Source organism: Micromonospora sagamiensis, assembly GCF_014680085.1.
Classification (GTDB): domain Bacteria; phylum Actinomycetota; class Actinomycetes; order Mycobacteriales; family Micromonosporaceae; genus Micromonospora; species Micromonospora inyonensis.
The window spans coordinates 762,567-782,889 of sequence record NZ_AP023438.1 but is presented as its reverse complement, the minus strand read 5'-3'; the positions used below and the strand labels follow the sequence as shown (position 1 = coordinate 782,889).

Genomic DNA, 20,323 nt, shown 5'->3' with positions numbered 1-20,323 from the left:
GTCGACGGCGACGTCGCCGTGTGCCCCGACCTCCCCGGAGGCCCGCGCATGCGTACCCGGACATCCCGCACCGCCCTCCTCGCCGCCACCGTCGCCGGTGCCCTCGTCGCCGGCGGCCTGACCACCGTGGTCGCCTCGGCCGCCGCCCTCGGCTGCCGTGTCGACTACCGCCTCGTCAACGAGTGGCCCGGCGGGTTCGGCGCCACCGTCGACGTGACCAACCTCGGCGACCCGGTCACCGGCTGGACCCTGACCTGGTCCTACGACGCCGGACAGCAGGTCACCAGCGCCTGGAGCGCCGTCGTCAGCCAGGCCGGCGCCCAGGTCACCGCCCGCAACGTCGACTACAACGCCGTGATCGGCACCGGCGGCACCGTCTCGTTCGGCTTCAACGGCAGCTGGGACGGCACCCGCAACCCGGCGCCGACCAGCTTCGCCCTCAACGGCACCACCTGCACCGGAAGTACCACCCCGACCACCGCGCCCGCCACCACCGCCCCGCCCACCACACCCCCGCCCACGACGCCCCCGCCCGGGGCGAAGCAGGTGGAGAAGCTCGACCGGGGCCTGATCAGCGTCCGGTCCGGCACCGGCAACCTGGTCTCCTGGCGACTGCTCGGCACCGAGACCAGCGGCGTGGCGTTCCATCTCTACCGGGACGGCACCCGGATCACCACCACCCCGATCACCGGTGCCACCAACCACCTCGACGCCGGTGCCCCCGCCGGTGCCCGTTACACCGTCCGGGCCGTCGTCGGCGGCGTCGAACAGCCCGCCTCCGCGCCCGCCCTCACCTTCGCCAACGGTCACCTCGACGTGCCGATCCAGGCCCCGCCCGGCGGCACCACCGGGACCGGCGAGGTCTACACGTACGTCGCCAACGACGCCTCCGTCGGCGACCTCGACGGCGACGGCGACTACGAGATCGTGCTCAAGTGGGACCCGTCCAACGCCAAGGACAACTCACAGTCCGGCTACACCGGCAACGTGTACGTCGACGCGTACACCCTCACCGGCACGCGGCTGTGGCGCATCGACCTCGGCCGTAACATCCGTGCCGGTGCCCACTACACCCAGTTCCAGGTGTACGACTACGACGGCGACGGGGATGCCGAGGTCGCCATGAAGACCGCCGACGGCACCCGCTCCGGCACCGGCCAGGTGATCGGATCCGCCTCCGCCGACCATCGCAACTCCAGTGGTTACGTCCTCGCCGGCCCGGAGTACCTCACCATGTTCGACGGCCGCACCGGCGCGACCCTCTCCACCGTCAACTACGACCCGCCGCGCGGCACCGTCTCCTCCTGGGGCGACAGCTACGGCAACCGCGTCGACCGGTTCCTCGCCGCCACCGCCTACCTCGACGGCCAGCGCCCGTCCCTGATCATGGCCCGTGGCTACTACACCCGCGCGGTCATCGCCGCCTGGGACTTCCGCGACGGCACCCTGACGAAGCGGTGGACCTTCGACTCGAACGCCAGCGGCAACGGCGCCGCCTACGGACAGGGCAACCACAACCTCTCCGTCGCCGACGTCGACGCCGACGGCCGCCAGGAGATCGTCTACGGCGCCGCCACCATCGACGACAACGGCCGGCTGCTCTACTCCACCGGTTACGGCCACGGTGACGCCCTGCACGTCGGCGACCTCGACCCCACCCGTCCCGGACTGGAGACCTTCAAGGTCAGCGAGGACGCCAGCAAGCCCAGCTCCTGGTTCGCCGACGCCCGCACCGGCCAGATCATCTGGTCCACCCCCGCCTCCGGAGACAACGGCCGGGGCGTCTCCGCCGACATCTGGGCCGGCAGCCCCGGCGCGGAATCCTGGTCGTCGGCGGTCTCCAACGCTGCCAACACCCGGGGTCAGAACGTCGGCCGCAAGCCGTCGTCGGCGAACTTCCTCGCCTGGTGGGACGGGGACCCGGTCCGGGAACTCCTCGACGGCACCCGGATCGACAAGTACGGCACCAGCGGCGACACCCGCCTGCTCACCGGCAGCGGCGTGTCCTCGAACAACGGCACCAAGTCCACCCCGGCGCTCTCCGGCGACCTCCTCGGCGACTGGCGCGAAGAGGTGATCTGGCGCACCAGCGACAACACCGCGCTGCGCATCCACAGCACGCCGACGCCGACGGGCACCCGGATCCACACCCTGATGCACGACCCGCAGTACCGGACCGCCGTCGCCTGGCAGAACACCGCCTACAACCAGCCGCCGCACCCGAGCTTCTTCATCGGCGACGGCATGACCACCCCGCCCACCCCGAACATCTACCTACGCTGACCCGCCCCGGTGGGTCCCGCCCGACCGGCGGGACCCACCTCCGGCACGGATCAACCCGCACGCGCCGCAGGCCGCCGGGCACGGATCAGCCCGCGCGCCGCAGGCCGCCGGCCACCCGCTCCGCGATCAGCTCGAACGACCGCACCCGGTCGGCCACGTCGTACACCAGGGTGGTCAACATCAGCTCGTCGGCCCGGGTCCGCTCCAGCAGCCCGTCGAGCTGCCGACGCACCGTCTCCGGCGAGCCCATCAGCTGGCCCTCCCCGCGCTGCGCCACGAACTGGCGCTCCAGCTCCGTGTACGGGTACGCCGCCGCCTCCTCCGGGGTGGCCAGTGGCTCCGGCCGGCCCGAGCGCAACCGCAGGAACGACAGGGCCGCCGGTGCGGCCAGCCACCGCGCCCGCTCGTCGGTCTCCGCGCAGACCGCGTTCGCCGCCACCATCGCGTACGGCCGCTCCAGCCACTGCGACGGCCGGAAGCTGCGCCGGTACAGCGCCAGGGCCGGCTCGGTGTTCGCCGCGCTGAAGTGGTGCGCGAACGAGAACGGCAGACCGAGCGCCCCGGCCAGCTGCGCGCTGAACCCGCTCGACCCCAGTAGCCAGATCGCCGGCCGCTCACCCCGCCCCGGCGTCGCCACGATCGGCCCCGGCCGCTCCCCGCTGAAGTAGTTCATCAGGTCGGCCAGTTCCCGGGGGAACCCCTCCGCCGACAGTCCCTCCACGGTCCGCCGCAACGCCAGCGCGGTCACCTGGTCGGTGCCCGGCGCCCGGCCGATCCCCAGGTCGATCCGGCCCGGGTGCAGCGCCTCCAGGGTGCCGAACTGCTCGGCCACCACCAGGGGCGCGTGGTTGGGCAGCATCACCCCGCCCGAGCCCAGCCGGATCGTCGAGGTGTGCGCGGCCAGGTGGGCGATGAGCACGGCCGGCGCGGAACTCGCGATCGCGGGCATGTTGTGGTGCTCGGCCACCCAGAACCGGTGGTAGCCCAGCTCCTCGGTGCGCCGGGCCAGCTCGGTGGTGTGCGCCAGCGCCGCCCCGGCGGACGTCCCGGCGGCGACCGGAGCAAGATCAAGAACAGACAACGGTACGTCGATCACACGCCTGACCAACCCGGCCCACCCCCGCCTTGTTCCAGCAGGGGCCCCCTGTTACCGCTTTTTGTCGAACAGGGGTCCCCTGCTACCACCCAGCCCAGCCCAGCCCAGCCCAGCCCAGCCCGTCCGGCCTGGCCCGGCCCAGTCCGTCAGCCCGGTCCGTCAGCCCAGGCCCCGGACCTGTTCGAAGATGAGGCTCGTCTGGGTGTGGTGCACCGCCGGATCGACCGCCAGGTGATCCAGCACGAAGTCCCGCAGCGCGTCCCCGGACGCCGCCCGCACGTGCAGCACGTAGTCGTCCGCCCCCGCCACGTGGAACACCGAGACCACCCCCGGCAGCCGCACCGACCGGGCCCGGAACGCGTCCACCGCGGCCCGCTCGTGCGCGGTCAACCGCACCGACACCAGCGCCTGCAACGGCAGGCCCACCGCCGTCGGATCGACGTCCGCGTGGAACCCCCGGATCGCCCCGCACTCGCGCAACGCCCGGACCCGGCTCAGGCATGTCGACGGTGCCACCCCCACCCGTTCGGCGAGCGCGTTGTTCGGAATCCGCCCGTCCCCGGCGAGCACGGCGAGGATCGCCCGGTCGGTGTCGTCCAGGGCGGCGAACCGCCGTACATCATTCGGTGCGACTGCCATCCACCCATGATCCACCGAAGATCCGTCGATGCTCAAGCAGCGACACAGAATCTTCTGCGGATCACTTGCTCCGCATCGCCATGATGTTCGAGGCTTCCGCCATGACCGCCCTGGACACCCGGGCCGTGCACGCCGGCCGCGACGACCTCGCCGGCCTCGGCGTCCACGTTCCGCCCATCGACCTCTCCACCACCAACCCGCTGCCCTCGGTGGAACAGGGCGGTGACGCGTACGAGACCCTCGCCACCGGCGGCTCGCTGCCGGCCGGCGGCAACGCCGTCTACCAGCGCCTCTGGAACCCCACCGTCGCCCGCTTCGAGACCGCCCTGGCCGAACTGGAGGGCACCACCGACGCCGTCGCCTTCGCCAGCGGCATGGCCGCCGTGACCGCGGCACTCCTCGCCGCCACCCGTGACGGGAACCGGCACGTCGTCGCCGTCCGCCCGCTCTACGGCGGCACCGACCACGTGCTCGCCACCGGGCTGCTCGGCACCGAGGTCACCTGGGCCCGGCCCGACGAGGTCGCCGCCGCCGTACGCCCCGACACCGCCCTGGTCGTCGTCGAGACCCCCGCCAACCCCACCCTCGACCTCGTCGACCTGACCGCCCTCGCCAGCGCCGCCGGTGACGTCCCGCTGCTGGTGGACAACACCGTCGCCACGCCCGTCCTCCAACGACCGGCCCGGCACGGCGCCACCCTCGTGCTGCACAGCGCCACCAAGAGCATCGGCGGCCACGGCGACGTCCTCGCCGGGGTCGTCGCCTGCGACCGCACCTGGGCCGCCCGGCTGCGCCAGGTCCGGGCCCTCACCGGCGCGATCCTCCACCCGCTCGGCGCGTACCTGCTGCACCGTGGCCTCCAGACCCTCCCGTTGCGGGTCCGGGCCCAGCAGGCCGGCGCGGAGAAACTCGCCGCCTGGCTGGCCGGCCACCCGGCTGTCGCCCGGGTGCACCACCCCAGCGTGGCCGACCCCGCCGGGCTGGTCGGCCGCCAGATGTACGGCACCGGCAGCCTGCTCGCCTTCGAGGTACGCGGTGGCGCACCCGTCGCCTCCGCCGTCGCCGGAGCCTGCCGGCTGATCACCCACGCCGTCTCGCTCGGTGGCGTGGACACCCTGATCCAGCACCCGGCGTCGCTGACCCACCGACCCGTCACGGGGGACGCCCGCCCGGCCGCCGGACTGCTGCGCGTCTCCGTCGGCCTGGAGGACCCGGACGACCTGCGCGCCGACCTCGCCCAGGCGTTCGACTCGGTCGACGGCCTAAAATTCTGAAGCGGCGGTGGTAGTGGAACGCCCCTCCCGTTCGTCACTCAGGTGACGAGACCCTCGTCGACCCGGACCGGCGAACCCCGATCGTCACCCGCGCCGACGAACACCGAGAGGAGCACGACCATGGACCCGGTCACCACGAGCACCACCGGCACCGCGAGGAGGGCCGCCCGATGAGGTACCTGATGCTGGTCTGCACCGACCCGGACCACCAGCCCGGCCCGGACGACGCTGCCCCGGACGTCGAGGACTGGGTCGCCGAGATGGACGGCAAGGGTGTCCGGCTGATGGGCAGCCGGACCCGACCGGCCAGCGACGCCACCACCGTCCGGGTCCGCGACCGCCAGGTGCTGCTGACCGACGGCCCGTACGCCGAGACCAAGGACCAGATCGCCGGCTTCGACATCATCGAGTGCGCCGACCTCGACGAGGCCGTCGAGGTGGCGTCCCGGCACCCGATGGCCTGGGCAGGGAAGATCGAACTCCGCCCGTTCTGGCCTGACGACGAGGACTGAGCACGGAAACGGACGACGCCGGTGCCGGCTGAGTTGACCGAACGCATCGCCGGGATCTACGCCGACGCGTGGAGCCGGATCGTGGCCACCATGATCCGGCTCACCGGCGGCGACTGGCACCTGGCCGAGGAGTGCGCCCAGGACGCGTTCACCCAGGCCCTGCGGAAATGGCCGGAATCCGGCGTACCCGACCAGCCGCTGGCCTGGCTGACCACCGCCGCCCGGCACCGCGCGATCGACCGGATGCGCCGCGCGTCGACCGAGGCCGCGAAGCTACGGGAGATGGCCGCGACCGGCCCGGAGCCGCCGCCCTACCACAGCGACAGCGACATCCCGGACGAACGCCTGGAACTCGTCTTCACCTGCTGCCACCCGGCGCTGAACCTCGACGCCCAGGTGGCGCTGACCCTGCGCAGCCTGACCGGCATGAGCACCGCCGAGATAGCCCGGGCGTTCCTGGTGTCGGAACGCACCATGGGCCAGCGCCTCTTCCGCGCCAAACAGAAGATCGCCCACGCCCGCGTACCGTTCCGGGTGCCGCCGGCGCACCTGCTCCCGGATCGGCTTCCTGCCGTCCTCCACGTGCTCTACCTGCTGTTCAACGCCGGCTACGGCGACCCGGAGAAGGCCCGGCTGAGTCGGGAGGCCATCCGGCTCGCCCGGGTGCTGACCGCCGCGCTGCCCGACGAACCCGAGGCCCTCGGCCTGCTCGCCCTGATGCTGCTGCACGACGCCCGGCGGGATACCCGTACCGATGCCGCCGGTGACCTGGTCACCCTGGCCGACCAGGACCGCTCGCGCTGGGACCGGGACCGGATCGCCGAGGGCGCCGCCCTCTGCGAACGCGCCCTGCGCCACCGGCGCGCCGGGCCGTTCCAGCTCCAGGCGGCCATCGCGGCGTGCCACGCCACCGCGCCGGTCGCGGCCGACACCGACTGGCCGCAGATCGTCGGGCTGTACGACCACCTCGCCCGCGTCGCCCCGAGCGTGATCGTGGACCTGAACCGGGCGGTCGCGGTCGGCATGGCCGACGGGCCGGAGGCGGCCCTGCCCCTGGTCGACGCGATCGCCTCCACCGGGCAGCTCGACGGTTACCACCTGCTGCACGCCACCCGCGCCGACCTGCTGCGCCGCGCCGGCCGGACCGTGGAGGCGGCGGACGTTTACCGGACGGCGCTCGACCTGGCCCCCACCGACGCCGAGCGCCGGTTCCTGCGCGGCCGGCTGGACCTCTGCTGACAGCTGTGGCTCTGCGGAAGCGGGGTGCGCGCCGCCCTGGCCGGTCGGCGGGCCGCCCCGGTCAGGACTTCGGGCCGACGTACCGGTCGAGCAGGGCGACCGCCTCCCGCCGCGCCACGGACAGCGAGTTGCGGCGGTTCATCCGCCAGGACACCCCGAGCAGGTCGAGCGCGTGCCGGCAGAGGCCCGAAGTCTCCGGGGTGGGCCGCGACGATCTCCCGCTGCCAGTCGGCGAGCGCGATCGGCCGCTCGTGCTTGCGACCCGGCCCGTGCTGCGGCAGCAGACACGGCCAGTGAGCTCCGTAACGGTCGTGTAAGGAAGGCCGACGGCACGTGCGGCCTCGGCGACCGTATGGCCGGACAGGTAGAGCCGCCGGTCGCGGACGTCGGGAGCGGGCATGGCGTCATCATCGAACGCCTGTATGACAAAAGTGCCGGGAGCGGGATTCGAACCCGCAAGCCCTTTCGGGCAGAAGTGTTTGAGACTTCCGTGTATGCCGTTCCACCATCCCGGCGGGTGGGCCTAACTGTACCGGACTAGGCTTCTGCGAGAACATGGGTGGGTAGCGGTTTGATGATCGACGGTGGGAGTTGGGCTGGTGGCCGAGACGCAGACGGATGCCGAGCGCAGGCGCGTGTTGATCGCGGAGGATGAGGCGCTGATCCGGCTCGACCTGGCCGAGATGCTCGTCGAGGAGGGCTACGAGGTGGTGGGGGAGGCCGGCGACGGCGAGACCGCCGTCCGGCTCGCCGAGGAGCTCAAGCCCGACCTCGTCATCCTCGACATCAAGATGCCGATCATGGACGGCCTGGCCGCGGCCGAGCGGATCGCCGGGGCCCGGATCGCTCCGGTGATCATCCTGACCGCGTTCAGCCAGCGGGACCTGGTCGAGCGGGCGCGGGCGGCCGGCGCGATGGCGTACCTGGTGAAGCCCTTCCAGAAGAGCGACCTGGTGCCGGCGGTGGAGATCGCCCTCTCCCGCTACTCGGAGATCGCCGCGCTGGAGGCCGAGGTCGCCGGGCTGACCGACCGCCTGGAGATCCGCAAGACGGTGGAGCGTGCCAAGGGTGCGCTGATGACCACGTACAACATGACCGAGCCGCAGGCCTTCAAGTGGATCCAGCGGACGGCGATGGACCACCGGATGACCATGAAGGAGGTCGCCGAGCGGATCCTGGCGGAGACCTCCGGCGGTGAGGTGGCGCCGTCGGCGTCGTGACCGCGACGCTGTCGGGGCCACCCGGTCGGGGCCGGGACCGATAGCATCTCGTCCATGTCTCGTCGGCGCGTGGTGGCGCTGTTCGCTCTGGTCGCCGTGCTGCTGTCCGGCTGCGGGCGGGCACCGGGCCGGGGCACGGACGACGACGCCGCCGTCCGGCCGCTGGCGCTGGCCTGGCAGTCGCTGAACCTGCCCACGCCGCCGGGGTCGCCCGGTCGGCTGCTGGTCCGCGACGTGGTGGCCTGCGCCGGCCGGTGGTACGTGGTGGGTGCGGTCGCCGACGCGGCCGGTGACACCCGGCCGGTGGCCTGGTCCAGTCCGGACGGTCTGCTCTGGACGGCGCTGCGGATGCTGCCGCAGTCACATTACGGCCGGCAGCACGTGCTGTACTCGGTGGCCTGCCGCGACGACCGCATCGCGCTGCTGGGGGCGAAGAGCGGCGGCGCGCACGGCAATCCGCGGACGAGCACCTGGCGGCAGCTGCCGGACGGGTCACTGACCGAGACCGCCGCCCCGTTCGAGTTGTTCGGCGGGCCGCGCGCGGTGAACGTGGCCCGGATCACGGCGGGCCCGGCGGGTTGGCTGATCGCGGGCAGCCGCCGGGACGGCGCGGCGGTCTGGGCGTCGGCCGACGCGGTCCGGTTCGAGCTGCGGGAAGGGGTGGCCGAGCTGGCCGGGGACGGCCGGGGCCGTACCTCCGCCCACGACGCGGTGGCCGGCCCGTCCGCCGGTTGGTTCGTCGCCGGTTCCCTCCTGCCTGCCGGTGGCGGTTCCCTCCTGCCGGTGGCCTGGACGTCCGGCGACGCGGTGACGTGGCGCCGGTGGATGCTGCCGGCGACCTCCGGCAAGGGGCAGGCGCAGCGGGTGGCCCGGGTGGGGTCGACCGTGCTGGTGGTCGGGTCGCGGGGTGACGGGTTCGGCGCCTGGCGGTGGGACGGGACGGACTGGCGCGAGGCGGGTGCGTTCGGCGCGGCGGCGGGGCCCGGGGTGCCGTGGGTGGACGGGCTGGCCGTGGTCGGGGCGCAGGTGGTCGCGGTGGCCGGGGACGGTGGCGGGTACGGGATGTGGCACTCGCCGGACGCGGGGGGTTCGTGGCGGCCGGTGGGGATGCCGGCGGCGGTGCCCGACGGTGGCGATTCGGCGGTGGCCGTGGCGGGTGCCGGCGACCGGCTCGTCCTGGTGACCGACGACGGTGCGTCGTCCCGGGTCTGGTCGGTCCGGGTCCAGGACGTCGGCCGGTAGCTCCGCGGGCGGGTGGTCCGGTCGGCACACGGGTCGGGCGGCTGGCCGGTACGGTGAATCGCCCACTCTTACAGTCACCGTCTTTGATTTACCACGGTCTGTAACGGTTCGGTCAACGACAACTGCCGGGTCTTACGTCACAGCTCAGCGTGGGATAACGTCCCGCCCCAGACCGGCGACGACGGTCTGGTTCGTCCGCCCCCGCAAGAGCCAGTTTGAAGCGGGTGGTTCGGGCCATGGGACGGAGGAGGGTTCGGGCCTTGAGGCAGAAGCTCGCACGCGTGATCGGCGGCGTGGCCATGATGGCGCTCGTCGCGGGTGGCACCGCGTGCTCCAGCGGCAGCGACGACACCGCGTCCGGTGGGGACGCGTGCGGCAACAAGATCGCGTTCTTCGGCGCACTGACCGGTAGCTCCGCCGCTCTCGGTATCAACGAGAACAACGGCGTGAAGCTGGCGGTCGAGCAGTACAACAAGGCGAACCCCGACTGCAAGGTCGAGCTGGTTCCCCTCGACTCCCAGGGCAGCCCGGACCAGGCGCCCGGTCTGGCGCAGAAGGCCATCGACGACACGAAGCTCCTCGGCATCGTCGGGCCGGCCTACTCGGGTGAGTCCGAGGCCGCGGGCCCGCTGTTCAACGAGGCCGGCCTGGTCACCATCACCCCGTCCGCCACCCGGCCGAGCCTCGCCGACCAGAAGTGGAAGACCTTCTTCCGCGCGGTCGGCAACGACTTCAGCCAGGGCCCGGCGGCCGGCAACTACATCAAGAACGTGATGAAGGCCGACAAGGTCTACGTCATCGACGACCAGTCGGCGTACGGCGCGGGCCTGGCCGACGAGGTCAAGAAGGTCCTCGGCCCGGTGGTCGTGGGCTCGGACAAGGTCCAGGGCGAGGGCAAGCAGACGGACTTCTCCGCCGTGGTCACCAAGGTCAAGGCCGCCGGGGTGAAGGCGATCTTCTACGGTGGCTACTACCAGGAGGCCGGCCTGATCCGTAAGCAGCTCACCGCTGCCGGGGTCACCGCGCCGCTGGTGGCCGGCGACGGCGTGAACGACGCCGCCTACATCACCTCCGCCGGTCAGGCCGCTGCCGAGGGCACCATCCTCACCTGCCCGTGCCAGCCGGCCACCGAGGCGCGGGGCACCTTCGCCCAGGAGTACAAGGCGCTGACCGGTGCCGAGCCGGGCACCTACAGCGACACCGCGTACGACGCGGCGAACATCCTGCTCGCCGGGATCAAGGCGGGCAAGACGACCCGTCCGGCGCTGCTCGAGTTCGTGAAGGGCTACAGCGGCGAGGGTGTCGCGGCGACCTACAAGTTCGTCGAGGGCGGCGAGCTGGACCCGGCGCAGGTCAAGGTCTGGGCGTTCAAGGTCACGGGCGGCAAGGTCGTCCCGGACCAGGAGATCCCGAAGTCCTGACGGCCGGTCGCTGCTGAAGCGGTTGAATTCGTGATCGCGGGTGCGGCCGGGAGCTCGCTCCCGGCCGCACCCGAACTCTTTCCAGACCTGATGGAGCGTCCCTCCCTTGGACTTCGACGGCCTGTTCTCCAACTTCGGGGAACTCACGACGACCGGCCTGACGCAGGGCGCTATCTACGCCCTGGTCGCGCTGGGGTACACGCTGGTGTACGGCGTGCTGAGACTCATCAACTTCGCCCACTCCGAGGTGTTCATCGCGGGCGCCTTCGCGGCACTGTGGACGTGGGGTGCGTTCGGCCTCGACCAGGACTCGGTGGTAACCGGGTTCGGATCGATCGTATTCTATCTGTTGGTGGCGATGCTCGCGGCTGCGGCGGCGTCCGCCCTGACCGCTACGGTGATCGAGCGGGTGGCCTACCGGCCGCTGCGTCAGCGTAACGCCCCGCCACTGGCCTTCCTCATCACCGCGATCGGCGCGTCGATCGCCATCGCCGAGGCGTTCGGCATCTACACCCGCCGGCTGCCGCAGGGCATCCCGACCATCGTCGCGAACGACACGGTCTTCTCCGTCGCGGGCGTGCCGATCACCAAGGTGCAGATCCTGACGATCGTCGCCGCGCTGGCCATGATGATCGCGCTCGACTTCTTCATCAACCGGAGCCGGATCGGCCGGGGCATCCGGGCGGTGGCCCAGGATCCGAACACCGCCGCCCTGATGGGCGTCAACAAGGACCGGATCATCCTGATGGTCTTCATCGTCGGCGGCGCGATGGCCGGTGTCGCCGGCCTGCTCTACGACGTGCGGATCGGCAACCTGACCTACAGTGTCGGCTTCCTCCTCGGGCTCAAGGCGTTCACCGCCGCCGTGCTCGGCGGGATCGGCAACCTGCGGGGCGCGCTCGTCGGTGGCCTGCTGCTGGGAGTGGTGGAGAACTACGCCTCGGGCCTGTTCGGCTCGGAGTGGAAGGACTTCGCGGCGTTCGCCGTCCTGGTGGTGCTGCTGATGTTCCGGCCGACCGGCCTGCTGGGTGAATCGCTGGGGAGGGCACGGGCATGACGACCGTACTGGAGCGGGTGCGCTCCGGCCGTCAGGCGGCCGGGGAACGTTGGCGGGACATGCCGCGCTGGGTGCGCTGGGCGGTCCTGGCCGCGGTGATCGTGTTCTTCTACGCGTTGCCGAACAAGGAGTTCTACCAGTACCTCGGGCCGATCCCGACCACGGGCTCGAACTTCACCCAGGTGCTCTTCACCGTCTCGATCTACGTGCTGCTGGCCGTCGGTCTGAACATCGTGGTCGGCTTCGCCGGCCTGCTGGACCTCGGTTACTTCGGCTTCTTCGCCGTCGGCGCGTACACGGTGGCGGTGCTGACCTCGCCGACCAGCGACCTGAAGACCCTCTGGCCGTGGCTGCTCGCGGTGCCGCTCGCGATCGCGCTGACCATGCTCTCCGGCGTGATGCTCGGTACGCCCACCCTGCGCCTGCGCGGCGACTACCTGGCGATCGTGACCCTCGGGTTCGCGGAGATGATCCGGATCGCCGCGGTCAGCTCGGAGTTCCTCAAGGGGCAGCGGGGCTTCAACCAGATCCCGCACCCGCCCGGCAAGTACGCCGACGGCAAGCCGTTCTTCGGCGTGCTGGACGCGCGACCGTACTACTGGCTGGTGCTGACCCTGATCATCCTGGTGGTCATCGGGGTGCGGAACCTGGAGCGCAGCCGGGTCGGCCGGGCCTGGGTGTCGATCCGGGAGGACGAGGACGCGGCCCAGCTGATGGGTGTGCCGACGTTCAAGTTCAAGCTGTGGGCGTTCGCCGCGGGCGCGGCCATCGCCGGCCTGGCCGGGGCGCTGTTCGCCGGTAAGCAGAACTTCGTCAACTCGCAGAACTTCGAGCTGCTCAACTCGATCATCATCCTGGCGGCGGTGATCTTCGGTGGCTCGGGCAACATCTTCGGGGCCATCGTCGGCGGCGGCCTGGTCGCGTACATGATCGAGCGGTTCCGGGGCATCGAGCTGTTCGGTGTCGAGCTGTACGAGTACCGGTTCCTCTTCTTCGGCCTGGTCCTCGTCATCATGATGATCTTCCGGCCGGAGGGTCTGATCCCGAACCGACGACGAGCGGCGGAGTTCAAGGATCGCCGCAAGGAGGTGACCGTCGGTGAGTGAGACCGAGCAGAAGCCGGTCGTGCCGGCGCAGGCGACCGCTCCGGCCGCCGAGACGATGAAGAACCGCGAGCCGCTGCTGGAGGTCGACAACGTCACGCTCCGCTTCGGCGGCGTGGTGGCGCTGGACAAGGTCGACTTCACCCTCTACAAGGGTGAGATCCTCGGCCTGATCGGCCCGAACGGCGCGGGCAAGACCACCTGCTTCAACGCGATGACCGGCATCTACCAGCCCACCGAGGGGCAGATCCGGTTCCGGGGCGAGAAGATCAGTGGCAAGAAGCGGCACCAGATCACCCAGATGGGCATGGCGCGGACGTTCCAGAACATCCGCCTGTTCCCGGAGATGACCGCCCTGGAGAACGTGCAGGTCGGGGCGGACGCGCACCACAAGACCAGCGTGATCTCGGCGCTGTTCCGGCTGCCCCGGCACCGCCGGGAGGAGCGTGAGGGACGCGAGAAGGCCCAGCGGCTGCTGGAGTTCGTCGGCATCCCGCACCGGCTGCACGAGTACGCCCGCAACCTCTCCTACGGCGAGCAGCGGCGGTTGGAGATCGCCCGGGCGCTGGCCACCGACCCGGTGCTGCTCTGCCTGGACGAGCCCGCCGCCGGGTTCAACCCGGCGGAGAAGGAGGAGCTGCTCCAGCTCATCCGGCAGATCCGGGACCAGGGCGTGACCGTCCTGCTGATCGAGCACGACATGCGCCTGGTCATGGGGGTCACCGACCGGATCGTGGTGCTGGAGTTCGGGAAGAAGATCGCCGAGGGACTCCCCGCCGAGGTGCGGGACAACCCGAAGGTGATCGCGGCGTACCTGGGGGTACCGGACGATGCTGCTTGAGATCGAGGACATGAGCCTGCTCTACGGGCGGATCAAGGCGCTGCACGGCATCAGCCTGACCGTCGACGAGGGCGAGGTCGTCGCGCTGATCGGGGCCAACGGCGCCGGCAAGACGACCACCATGCGGGCCATCTCGGGCATCCGGCCGATCGCGTCCGGGAGCATCCGGTTCAACGGCGAGGACATCTCCAAGCTCCGTGCCGACCTGCGGGTGCGACGCGGCCTATGCCAGGCGCCGGAGGGCCGGGGCATCTTCCCGGGCATGACGGTGCTGGATAACCTGGACATGGGGGCGTACACCCGCCGGGACCGGTCCGGGATCGCGCAGGACCTGAAGCGGGTGCTGGAGTTGTTCCCGCGCCTGGCCGAGCGGCGCAAGCAGGCCGGCGGCACCCTCTCCGGCGGTGAGCAGCAGATGCTGGCCGTGGGGCGGGCGCTGATGAGCCGGCCGAAGCTGCTGCTGCTGGACGAGCCGTCGATGGGTCTGGCCCCGATGCTGATCCAGCAGATCTTCTCGATCATCACGGAGATCAACCAGCAGGGCACCACCATCCTGCTCGTGGAGCAGAACGCGCAGCAGGCCCTGGCCCGGGCACACCGCGCGTACGTGCTGGAGACCGGCCGGATCGTCAAGAGCGGCACCGGCGCCGAACTCCTGCACGACCCGGCCGTCAAAGAGGCGTACCTCGGCGTGGCCTGACCGGCCCGTCACCCCTCATTCCAAGGAGCCCACACATGTTCAGGACCAACGGAGGCCGCCGTGCGCTGCTCGGCGCCACCGGCGCGGTGCTGCTCGCCCTTCCGCTCGCCGCCTGTGGCGAGAAGGAGGAGACGGGGAACGAGCCCGGTGCCGGCCCCTCGGTCACCTCGTCGGTCGACGCGGCCCTGGCCGCCAAGGTGCCGGACGCGATCAAGGCCGACGGCGTGATCAAGGTCGGCACCGACTCCACCTACGCCCCGGCGGAGTACCTCGACACCGACGGCAAGACGGTGATCGGCTTCGACATCGACCTGTTCAACGCGGTGGCCCAGAAGCTCGGCCTGAAGGCCGAGTACGAGTCCGCCCCGTTCGACGCGATCCTGCCCGCCGTCTCGTCGGGCAAGTACGAGATCGGTGTCTCGTCGTTCACCATCAACGCCGAGCGGGTGCAGAGCGTGCACATGGTGAGCTACTACTCGGCCGGCACCCAGTGGCTGGCCAAGGCCGGCGCCACGATCGACATCGAGAACGCCTGCGGCAAGAAGGTCGCCGTGCAGACCGGTGCGGTCCAGGTCGACGACCTGAAGGCGCGCTCGAAGAAGTGCACCGACGCCGGCAAGCCGGCGATCACCATCGACCAGTACCAGGGGCAGAGCGACGCGACCGCCGCCGTGGTCAGCGGCAAGAACGACGCGATGCTCGCCGACTCGCCCGCCGTGGCGTACGCGGTGAAGCAGAGCAACGGTCAGCTCCAGCTGGTCGGGGACATCTACGAGTCGGCGCCCTACGGCTACGCGGTCAACAAGCAGCAGCAGGCCTTCGCCGAGGTGCTGAAGGAGGCCGTGCAGGCGGTCATCGCCGACGGCACGTACGAGGCGGCCCTGAAGAAGTGGGGCGTCGAGGGCGGCGGCATCACCACCTCGGCGCTGAACCCGACCAGCTGAGCATGAAGGTCGGAACGGAACCATCCGAGCGGGCACGGCCGGAACCCATCCGCGCCGTGCCCGTGCGGCGTCCCGGGCGGTGGGTCGCGGTCTTCGTCATCGGGGTGCTGGTCGCCATGTTCGTCCACCTGCTGGTGACGAACAAGGCGTTCAACTGGTCGTTCATGGTCGACGAGATGTTCCGTCCGCCGATCATGGAGGGGCTGCGGGGCACCATCGCGCTGACCGTGCTCGCGATGCTGATCGGCGTGGGGCTCGGCATCGTCATCGCGATCATGCGGCTCTCGGAGAACCCGATCCTGCGCGGCGTCTCCTGGGTCTACACCTGGTTCTTCCGGGCGGTGCCGCGGCTGGTGCTGGCGATCCTCTTCGGCAACCTGGGCATCCTCTGGTCGCGGATCGAGGTCGGGCTTCCCTTCGACCGGCAGCTCGGCGCGCTCTTCGGCGTGGACGACTTCGAGGCGCGGCTGTTCGGCTTCTCCGCCGTCGACATCCTCACCGGGTTCGTCGCCGGCATGCTCGCCCTCGGCCTCTCCGAGGCGGCGTACATGGCGGAGATCGTCCGGGCCGGCATCCAGTCCGTCGACGAGGGGCAGACCGAGGCCGCCCAGGCGCTCGGCCTGCGCCGCTCGCAGATCCTGCGCCGGATCGTGCTGCCGCAGGCGATGCGGGTGATCATTCCGCCGACCGGCAACGAGACCATCGCGATGCTGAAGGACACCTCGCTGGTGGCGTTCGTGCCGGTCTCCACCGAGCTGTTCTTCCAGCTCAAGGGCGTCGGCACCCGGACCTTCCAGGTCTTCCCGATGTACGTCGCGGCGTGCCTGTGGTACCTGCTGCTCACCAGCGTGCTGCTGGTCGGGCAGTACTACCTGGAACGGCACTTCTCCCGGGGCGTCGGTCGCAGCGCCCGGGCGAAGACCACGCTGCGCGGGATGACCGCCGAGACCGGCGGCCGGACCGGGGAGGTGGTGCAGGGTGACTGAGCCGACCGCGAAGACATCGGCCGGGGCGCCGGACCTGATGGTGCGGACCGAGCAGGTGCACAAGTCGTTCGGGTCGATCGAGGTGCTCAAGGGCATCGACCTGGAGGTGCGGTCGGGTGAGGTGTGCTGCCTGCTCGGGCCGTCCGGCTCCGGGAAGTCCACCTTCCTGCGCTGCATCAACCACCTGGAGAAGATCAACGCCGGCCGGATCTGGGTGGACGGCGAGCTGATCGGCTACCGGGAGCGGGGCGGAAAGCTGCACGAGATGCGGGAGAAGGAGGTCGCCGCCCAGCGCCGCGCCATCGGCATGGTGTTCCAGCGGTTCAACCTCTTCCCGCACATGACCGTCCTGGAGAACATCATCGAGGCCCCGGTGCAGTTGGGCCGGGAGAAGAAGGCGGCGGCCCGGGAGCGCGCCGCCGCCCTGCTGGACCGGGTCGGGCTGGGCGACAAGCTCGGCAACTACCCGGGTCAGCTCTCCGGCGGCCAGCAGCAGCGGGTGGCGATCGCCCGGGCACTGGCCATGCGGCCGAAGCTGATGCTCTTCGACGAGCCGACCAGCGCGCTCGACCCGGAACTGGTCGGTGAGGTGCTGGACGTGATGAAGGACCTCGCCCGTGACGGCATGACGATGATCGTGGTGACCCACGAGATCGGCTTCGCCCGCGAGGTCGGCGACTCGCTGGTCTTCATGGACGACGGCGTGGTGGTGGAGTCCGGTCCGCCCCGTGAGGTGCTGGCCAACCCCCGGCACAACCGCACGCGGGACTTCCTGGCCCGGGTGCTGTGACGCGGGTGCCGCGGCGGGAACCGGCCGCCGCGGCACCCACTCCCGTCACACCCGGATCCCGCGTGGGCCGGTCGCACCGAGGGCTGTCGGGGGTACGGGCTAGAGTCGCCTCCGTGACAGCTACGACCCCGCGCCTGCTCCTCGTCGACGGCCACTCCCTGGCCTACCGGGCCTTCTTCGCCCTGCCGGTGGAGAACTTCTCCACCTCGACCGGGCAGCCGACAAACGCGGTCTACGGCTTCACCTCGATGCTGATCAACGTGCTCCGCGACGAGCAGCCCACCCACATCGTGGTCACCTTCGACGTCTCCCGTCGTTCCTTCCGCACCGAGAAGTACGCCGAGTACAAGGCCGGTCGCAGCGAGACCCCGGCCGACTTCGCCGGCCAGGTCAGCCTGGTCAAGGAGGTCCTCGCCGCGCTGCGTGTCCCGGTGGTGGAGAAGGAGGGGTACGAGGCCGACGACGTCATCGCCACCCTCGCCTGTCAGGCCCGTGACCAGGGCATGTCGGTGCTGATCTCCACCGGCGACCGGGACGCCTTCCAACTCGTCGACGACCACATCACCGTGCTCTACCCCCGTAAGGGCGTCTCCGACCTGGCCCGGATGGACGCCGACGCGGTCGAGGCGAAGTACGGCGTCCGCCCCGAGCGCTACCGCGACCTCGCCGCACTGGTCGGCGAGACCAGCGACAACCTCCCCGGCGTCCCGGGCGTCGGCCCGAAGACCGCCGCCAAGTGGATCAGCCTGTACGGCGGGGTGGAGGGAGTCGTCGCGCACGCCGACCAGATCAAGGGCAAGGCCGGCGACAACCTGCGGGAGCGGCTCGCCGACGTGCTCCGCAACTACGACCTCAACTGCCTGGTCGCCGACCTCGACCTGCCGCTGCGCCCCGAGGACGCCCGCTGGACCGGCTGGGACCGGGAGGCCGTGCACCAGGTCTTCGACACGCTCCAGTTCCGCATCCTGCGTGACCGGCTCTACCAGTACCTGGAAGCGGTCGAGCCGGAGGCCGAGGCCGGCTTCGAGCTGACCGGCGAGCTGCTCACCGAGCCGGGTGCCCTGGCGGCGTGGCTGGACGCCCACGCGTCGGCCGACGTCCCGGTCGGGATGGCGGTCAAGCTCGACACCGGTCCGAACCGCCGGCACACCGCCTCGGTCGTCGGCCTGGCCCTGGCCACCGGGGCGGGCGCGGCGGCCTGGTGCGACCCGGCCCGCCTGACCCCGGCCGACGAGTCGGCGCTGGCCGCCTGGCTCGGTGACGCCGCCCGGCCCAAGGTGCTGCACGACAGCAAGCCGGCGGTGCTGGCCTTCGCCGCGCACGGCTGGGAACTCGCCGGCATCCACCGGGACACCCAGATCGCCGCCTACCTGGCCCGTCCCGACCAGCGCTCGTACGACCTCACCGACCTTGCGCTGCGCTACCTGCACCGGGAGCTGCGGGTGGACGCCCCGGAGAACGGCCAGCTCACCCTGGACGGCTTCGGGGACGACGGGGCCGCCGAGCAGAACCTCATGCTCCAGGCGCGGGCCACCCTGGACCTGGCCGACGCGATCGACGCCGAGCTGTCCCGCGACGGCGAGCAGTCCGCCCGGTTGATGGCCGGGGTGGAGCTGCCGCTGATGCGGGTGCTGGCCGCGATGGAGCGGATCGGCATCGCCGCCGACACCGACTACCTGCACGAGCTGGAGGCGCACTTCGCCGGTGAGGTGAAGGGGGCCGCGCAGGCCGCGTACGCCGAGATCGGGCGGGAGTTCAACCTCGGCTCGCCGAAGCAGCTCCAGGAGATCCTCTTCGGCGAGCTGGGCCTGCCCAAGACGAAGAAGATCAAGACCGGCTACACCACCGACGCGGACGCCCTCGGGTGGCTCCACGCGCAGACCCAGCACCCGATCCTGGCGCACCTGCTGCGGCACCGGGACGTCGCCAAGCTCAAGTCGACCGTCGACGGCCTGCTCAAGTCGGTCTCCGACGACGACCGGATCCACACCACCTTCAACCAGACGGTGGCCGCGACCGGCCGGCTCTCCTCCACCGAGCCGAACCTCCAGAACATCCCCATCCGCACCGAGGAGGGGCGGCGGATCCGCCGGGCGTTCGTGGTCGGAAAGGGGTACGACTGCCTGCTCACCGCCGACTACAGCCAGATCGAGATGCGGATCATGGCGCACCTCTCCGCCGACGACGCGTTGATCGACGCGTTCAACTCCGGGGCCGACTTCCACGCGGCCACCGCCTCGTCGGTGTTCGGCGTACCGGTCGAGGAGGTCACCGCCGACCAGCGGCGCAAGATCAAGGCGATGAACTACGGCCTGGCGTACGGGCTCAGCGCGTTCGGTCTCGCCCAGCAGCTCGGGATCACCGCCGAGGAGGCCCGGGGCCTGATGGAGAACTACTTCGCCGGGTTCGGTGGCGTCCGCGACTACCTGCGCACCGTGGTCGACAAGGCCCGCCAGGACGGCTACACCTCCACCGTGCTGGGCCGTCGCCGCTACCTGCCCGACCTGGTCAGCGACAACCGGCAGCGCCGGGAGATGGCCGAGCGGATGGCACTCAACGCCCCGATCCAGGGTTCCGCGGCCGACATCATCAAGCTCGCCATGCTGCACGTCGACACGGCGCTACGGGACGCCGGGCTGCGCTCGCGGATGCTGTTGCAGGTGCACGACGAACTGGTCTTCGAGGTGGCACCCGGGGAGCGGGAGGCGCTGGAGGCGCTGGTGCGGCGGGAGATGGGCGGGGCGTATCCACTCTCGGTGCCGCTGGAGGTGTCGGTGGGCGACGGCCGCGACTGGAACAGCGCCGGCCACTGACGCCCCCCCGGCCCCCACGCCGGCCCCCACGTCGCGCGCCCCCGCCGCCCTGTCGATCATGGACTTTCGGCACTGCCCGAACCTCGCAATCGTCACCAATCACGTGCCTCGGCTCCATGATCGGCGGAGGGTGGGGTTCCGGGCTGCCCGGAACCCCTGGCGT

General features: G+C 71.1%; 17 protein-coding genes and 1 tRNA gene. 15 read left to right on the top strand and 3 right to left on the bottom strand.

The window, feature by feature from the left end:
• Positions 1-48 precede the first annotated feature (48 nt).
• Positions 49-2,283: a rhamnogalacturonan lyase family protein gene (locus IGA62_RS03020; protein WP_145816393.1), complete on the top strand. Its 2,235-nt coding sequence runs from the start codon at positions 49-51 to the stop codon at positions 2,281-2,283.
• Between the two features lie 85 nt (positions 2,284-2,368).
• On the opposite strand, the gene IGA62_RS03015 is transcribed toward IGA62_RS03020, so the two are convergent.
• Entirely contained in the window at positions 2,369-3,379 is a 1,011-nt protein-coding gene (locus IGA62_RS03015) for an LLM class flavin-dependent oxidoreductase (protein WP_186499761.1), read from the bottom strand.
• A 159-nt stretch (positions 3,380-3,538) separates the two neighbouring features.
• Positions 3,539-4,018, bottom strand: coding sequence for an Lrp/AsnC family transcriptional regulator (locus tag IGA62_RS03010; protein ID WP_145816397.1), 480 nt, complete (start codon positions 4,016-4,018; stop codon positions 3,539-3,541).
• 83 nt (positions 4,019-4,101) lie between these two features.
• Here IGA62_RS03010 and IGA62_RS03005 point away from each other — a divergent pair, with 83 nt between their 5' ends.
• From IGA62_RS03005 to IGA62_RS02995, 3 genes are all read left to right on the top strand, one after another.
• Positions 4,102-5,292 (top strand): trans-sulfuration enzyme family protein, encoded by a 1,191-nt coding sequence (locus tag IGA62_RS03005; protein WP_145821838.1) that lies wholly within the window; start codon positions 4,102-4,104, stop codon positions 5,290-5,292.
• Positions 5,293-5,462: 170 nt separating this feature from the next.
• Positions 5,463-5,804 carry a YciI family protein gene (locus tag IGA62_RS03000; protein ID WP_145816399.1) on the top strand — a complete coding sequence of 114 codons (342 nt, stop codon included), beginning with the start codon at positions 5,463-5,465 and terminating at the stop codon, positions 5,802-5,804.
• A 21-nt stretch (positions 5,805-5,825) separates the two neighbouring features.
• Positions 5,826-7,043, top strand: a complete 1,218-nt coding sequence (locus IGA62_RS02995; RefSeq protein ID WP_342353905.1) for an RNA polymerase sigma factor — start codon at positions 5,826-5,828, stop codon at positions 7,041-7,043.
• Positions 7,044-7,475: 432 nt separating this feature from the next.
• Here the strand turns inward: IGA62_RS02995 and IGA62_RS02985 are convergent.
• A tRNA-Leu gene (locus IGA62_RS02985) sits at positions 7,476-7,558 on the bottom strand.
• 84 nt (positions 7,559-7,642) lie between these two features.
• Here IGA62_RS02985 and IGA62_RS02980 point away from each other — a divergent pair.
• The 11 genes from IGA62_RS02980 to polA all read left to right on the top strand — a co-directional run bounded on the left by IGA62_RS02980 (position 7,643) and on the right by polA (position 20,160).
• The gene (locus IGA62_RS02980) at positions 7,643-8,263 is read left to right on the top strand and encodes an ANTAR domain-containing response regulator (RefSeq protein ID WP_145816401.1); all 621 of its coding nucleotides are present in this window, start codon (positions 7,643-7,645) and stop codon (positions 8,261-8,263) included.
• A gap of 54 nt (positions 8,264-8,317) precedes the next feature.
• The gene (locus IGA62_RS02975; protein WP_145816403.1) at positions 8,318-9,505 is read left to right on the top strand and encodes a hypothetical protein; all 1,188 of its coding nucleotides are present in this window, start codon (positions 8,318-8,320) and stop codon (positions 9,503-9,505) included.
• A 260-nt stretch (positions 9,506-9,765) separates the two neighbouring features.
• Positions 9,766-10,926: a branched-chain amino acid ABC transporter substrate-binding protein gene (locus tag IGA62_RS02970; protein ID WP_145816405.1), complete on the top strand. Its 1,161-nt coding sequence runs from the start codon at positions 9,766-9,768 to the stop codon at positions 10,924-10,926.
• Positions 10,927-11,032: 106 nt separating this feature from the next.
• On the top strand, positions 11,033-11,983 hold the full coding sequence (locus IGA62_RS02965) for a branched-chain amino acid ABC transporter permease (protein ID WP_145816407.1): 951 nt from the start codon (positions 11,033-11,035) through the stop codon (positions 11,981-11,983).
• On the top strand, positions 11,980-13,089 hold the full coding sequence (locus tag IGA62_RS02960; protein ID WP_091460069.1) for a branched-chain amino acid ABC transporter permease: 1,110 nt from the start codon (positions 11,980-11,982) through the stop codon (positions 13,087-13,089). The genes IGA62_RS02965 and IGA62_RS02960 overlap by 4 nt, the downstream gene beginning before the upstream one ends.
• A gap of 55 nt (positions 13,090-13,144) precedes the next feature.
• A complete protein-coding gene (locus IGA62_RS02955) occupies positions 13,145-13,927 on the top strand; it encodes an ABC transporter ATP-binding protein (RefSeq protein ID WP_198501252.1) in 783 nt (260 codons plus the stop codon).
• Complete coding sequence (locus tag IGA62_RS02950; RefSeq protein ID WP_145816411.1) at positions 13,917-14,627, top strand: ABC transporter ATP-binding protein; 711 nt, start codon at positions 13,917-13,919, stop codon at positions 14,625-14,627. Before IGA62_RS02955 ends, IGA62_RS02950 begins: the two co-directional genes overlap by 11 nt.
• Before the next feature lie 35 nt (positions 14,628-14,662).
• Complete coding sequence (locus IGA62_RS02945; RefSeq protein ID WP_145816412.1) at positions 14,663-15,571, top strand: ABC transporter substrate-binding protein; 909 nt, start codon at positions 14,663-14,665, stop codon at positions 15,569-15,571.
• 2 nt (positions 15,572-15,573) lie between these two features.
• Positions 15,574-16,557, top strand: a complete 984-nt coding sequence (locus IGA62_RS02940; RefSeq protein WP_145816414.1) for an amino acid ABC transporter permease — start codon at positions 15,574-15,576, stop codon at positions 16,555-16,557.
• Between the two features lie 37 nt (positions 16,558-16,594).
• Complete coding sequence (locus tag IGA62_RS02935) at positions 16,595-17,347, top strand: amino acid ABC transporter ATP-binding protein (RefSeq protein WP_145821840.1); 753 nt, start codon at positions 16,595-16,597, stop codon at positions 17,345-17,347.
• A gap of 113 nt (positions 17,348-17,460) precedes the next feature.
• On the top strand, positions 17,461-20,160 hold the full coding sequence (gene polA / locus IGA62_RS02930; protein WP_145816416.1) for a DNA polymerase I: 2,700 nt from the start codon (positions 17,461-17,463) through the stop codon (positions 20,158-20,160).
• Positions 20,161-20,323 lie beyond the last annotated feature (163 nt).

What these genes read in the sequence shown, in the direction of transcription:
- IGA62_RS03020 (WP_145816393.1), top strand. Translation starts at nt 49, where the DNA reads ATGCGTACCCGGACATCCCGCACCGCCCTCCTCGCCGCCACCGTCGCC.
- IGA62_RS03010 (WP_145816397.1), bottom strand. Translation starts at nt 4,018, where the DNA reads ATGGCAGTCGCACCGAATGATGTACGGCGGTTCGCCGCCCTGGACGAC.
- IGA62_RS03005 (WP_145821838.1), top strand. Translation starts at nt 4,102, where the DNA reads ATGTTCGAGGCTTCCGCCATGACCGCCCTGGACACCCGGGCCGTGCAC.
- IGA62_RS03000 (WP_145816399.1), top strand. Translation starts at nt 5,463, where the DNA reads ATGAGGTACCTGATGCTGGTCTGCACCGACCCGGACCACCAGCCCGGC.
- IGA62_RS02975 (WP_145816403.1), top strand. Translation starts at nt 8,318, where the DNA reads ATGTCTCGTCGGCGCGTGGTGGCGCTGTTCGCTCTGGTCGCCGTGCTG.
- IGA62_RS02960 (WP_091460069.1), top strand. Translation starts at nt 11,980, where the DNA reads ATGACGACCGTACTGGAGCGGGTGCGCTCCGGCCGTCAGGCGGCCGGG.
- IGA62_RS02955 (WP_198501252.1), top strand. Translation starts at nt 13,145, where the DNA reads ATGAAGAACCGCGAGCCGCTGCTGGAGGTCGACAACGTCACGCTCCGC.
- IGA62_RS02950 (WP_145816411.1), top strand. Translation starts at nt 13,917, where the DNA reads ATGCTGCTTGAGATCGAGGACATGAGCCTGCTCTACGGGCGGATCAAG.
- IGA62_RS02945 (WP_145816412.1), top strand. Translation starts at nt 14,663, where the DNA reads ATGTTCAGGACCAACGGAGGCCGCCGTGCGCTGCTCGGCGCCACCGGC.
- IGA62_RS02940 (WP_145816414.1), top strand. Translation starts at nt 15,574, where the DNA reads ATGAAGGTCGGAACGGAACCATCCGAGCGGGCACGGCCGGAACCCATC.
- IGA62_RS02935 (WP_145821840.1), top strand. Translation starts at nt 16,595, where the DNA reads ATGGTGCGGACCGAGCAGGTGCACAAGTCGTTCGGGTCGATCGAGGTG.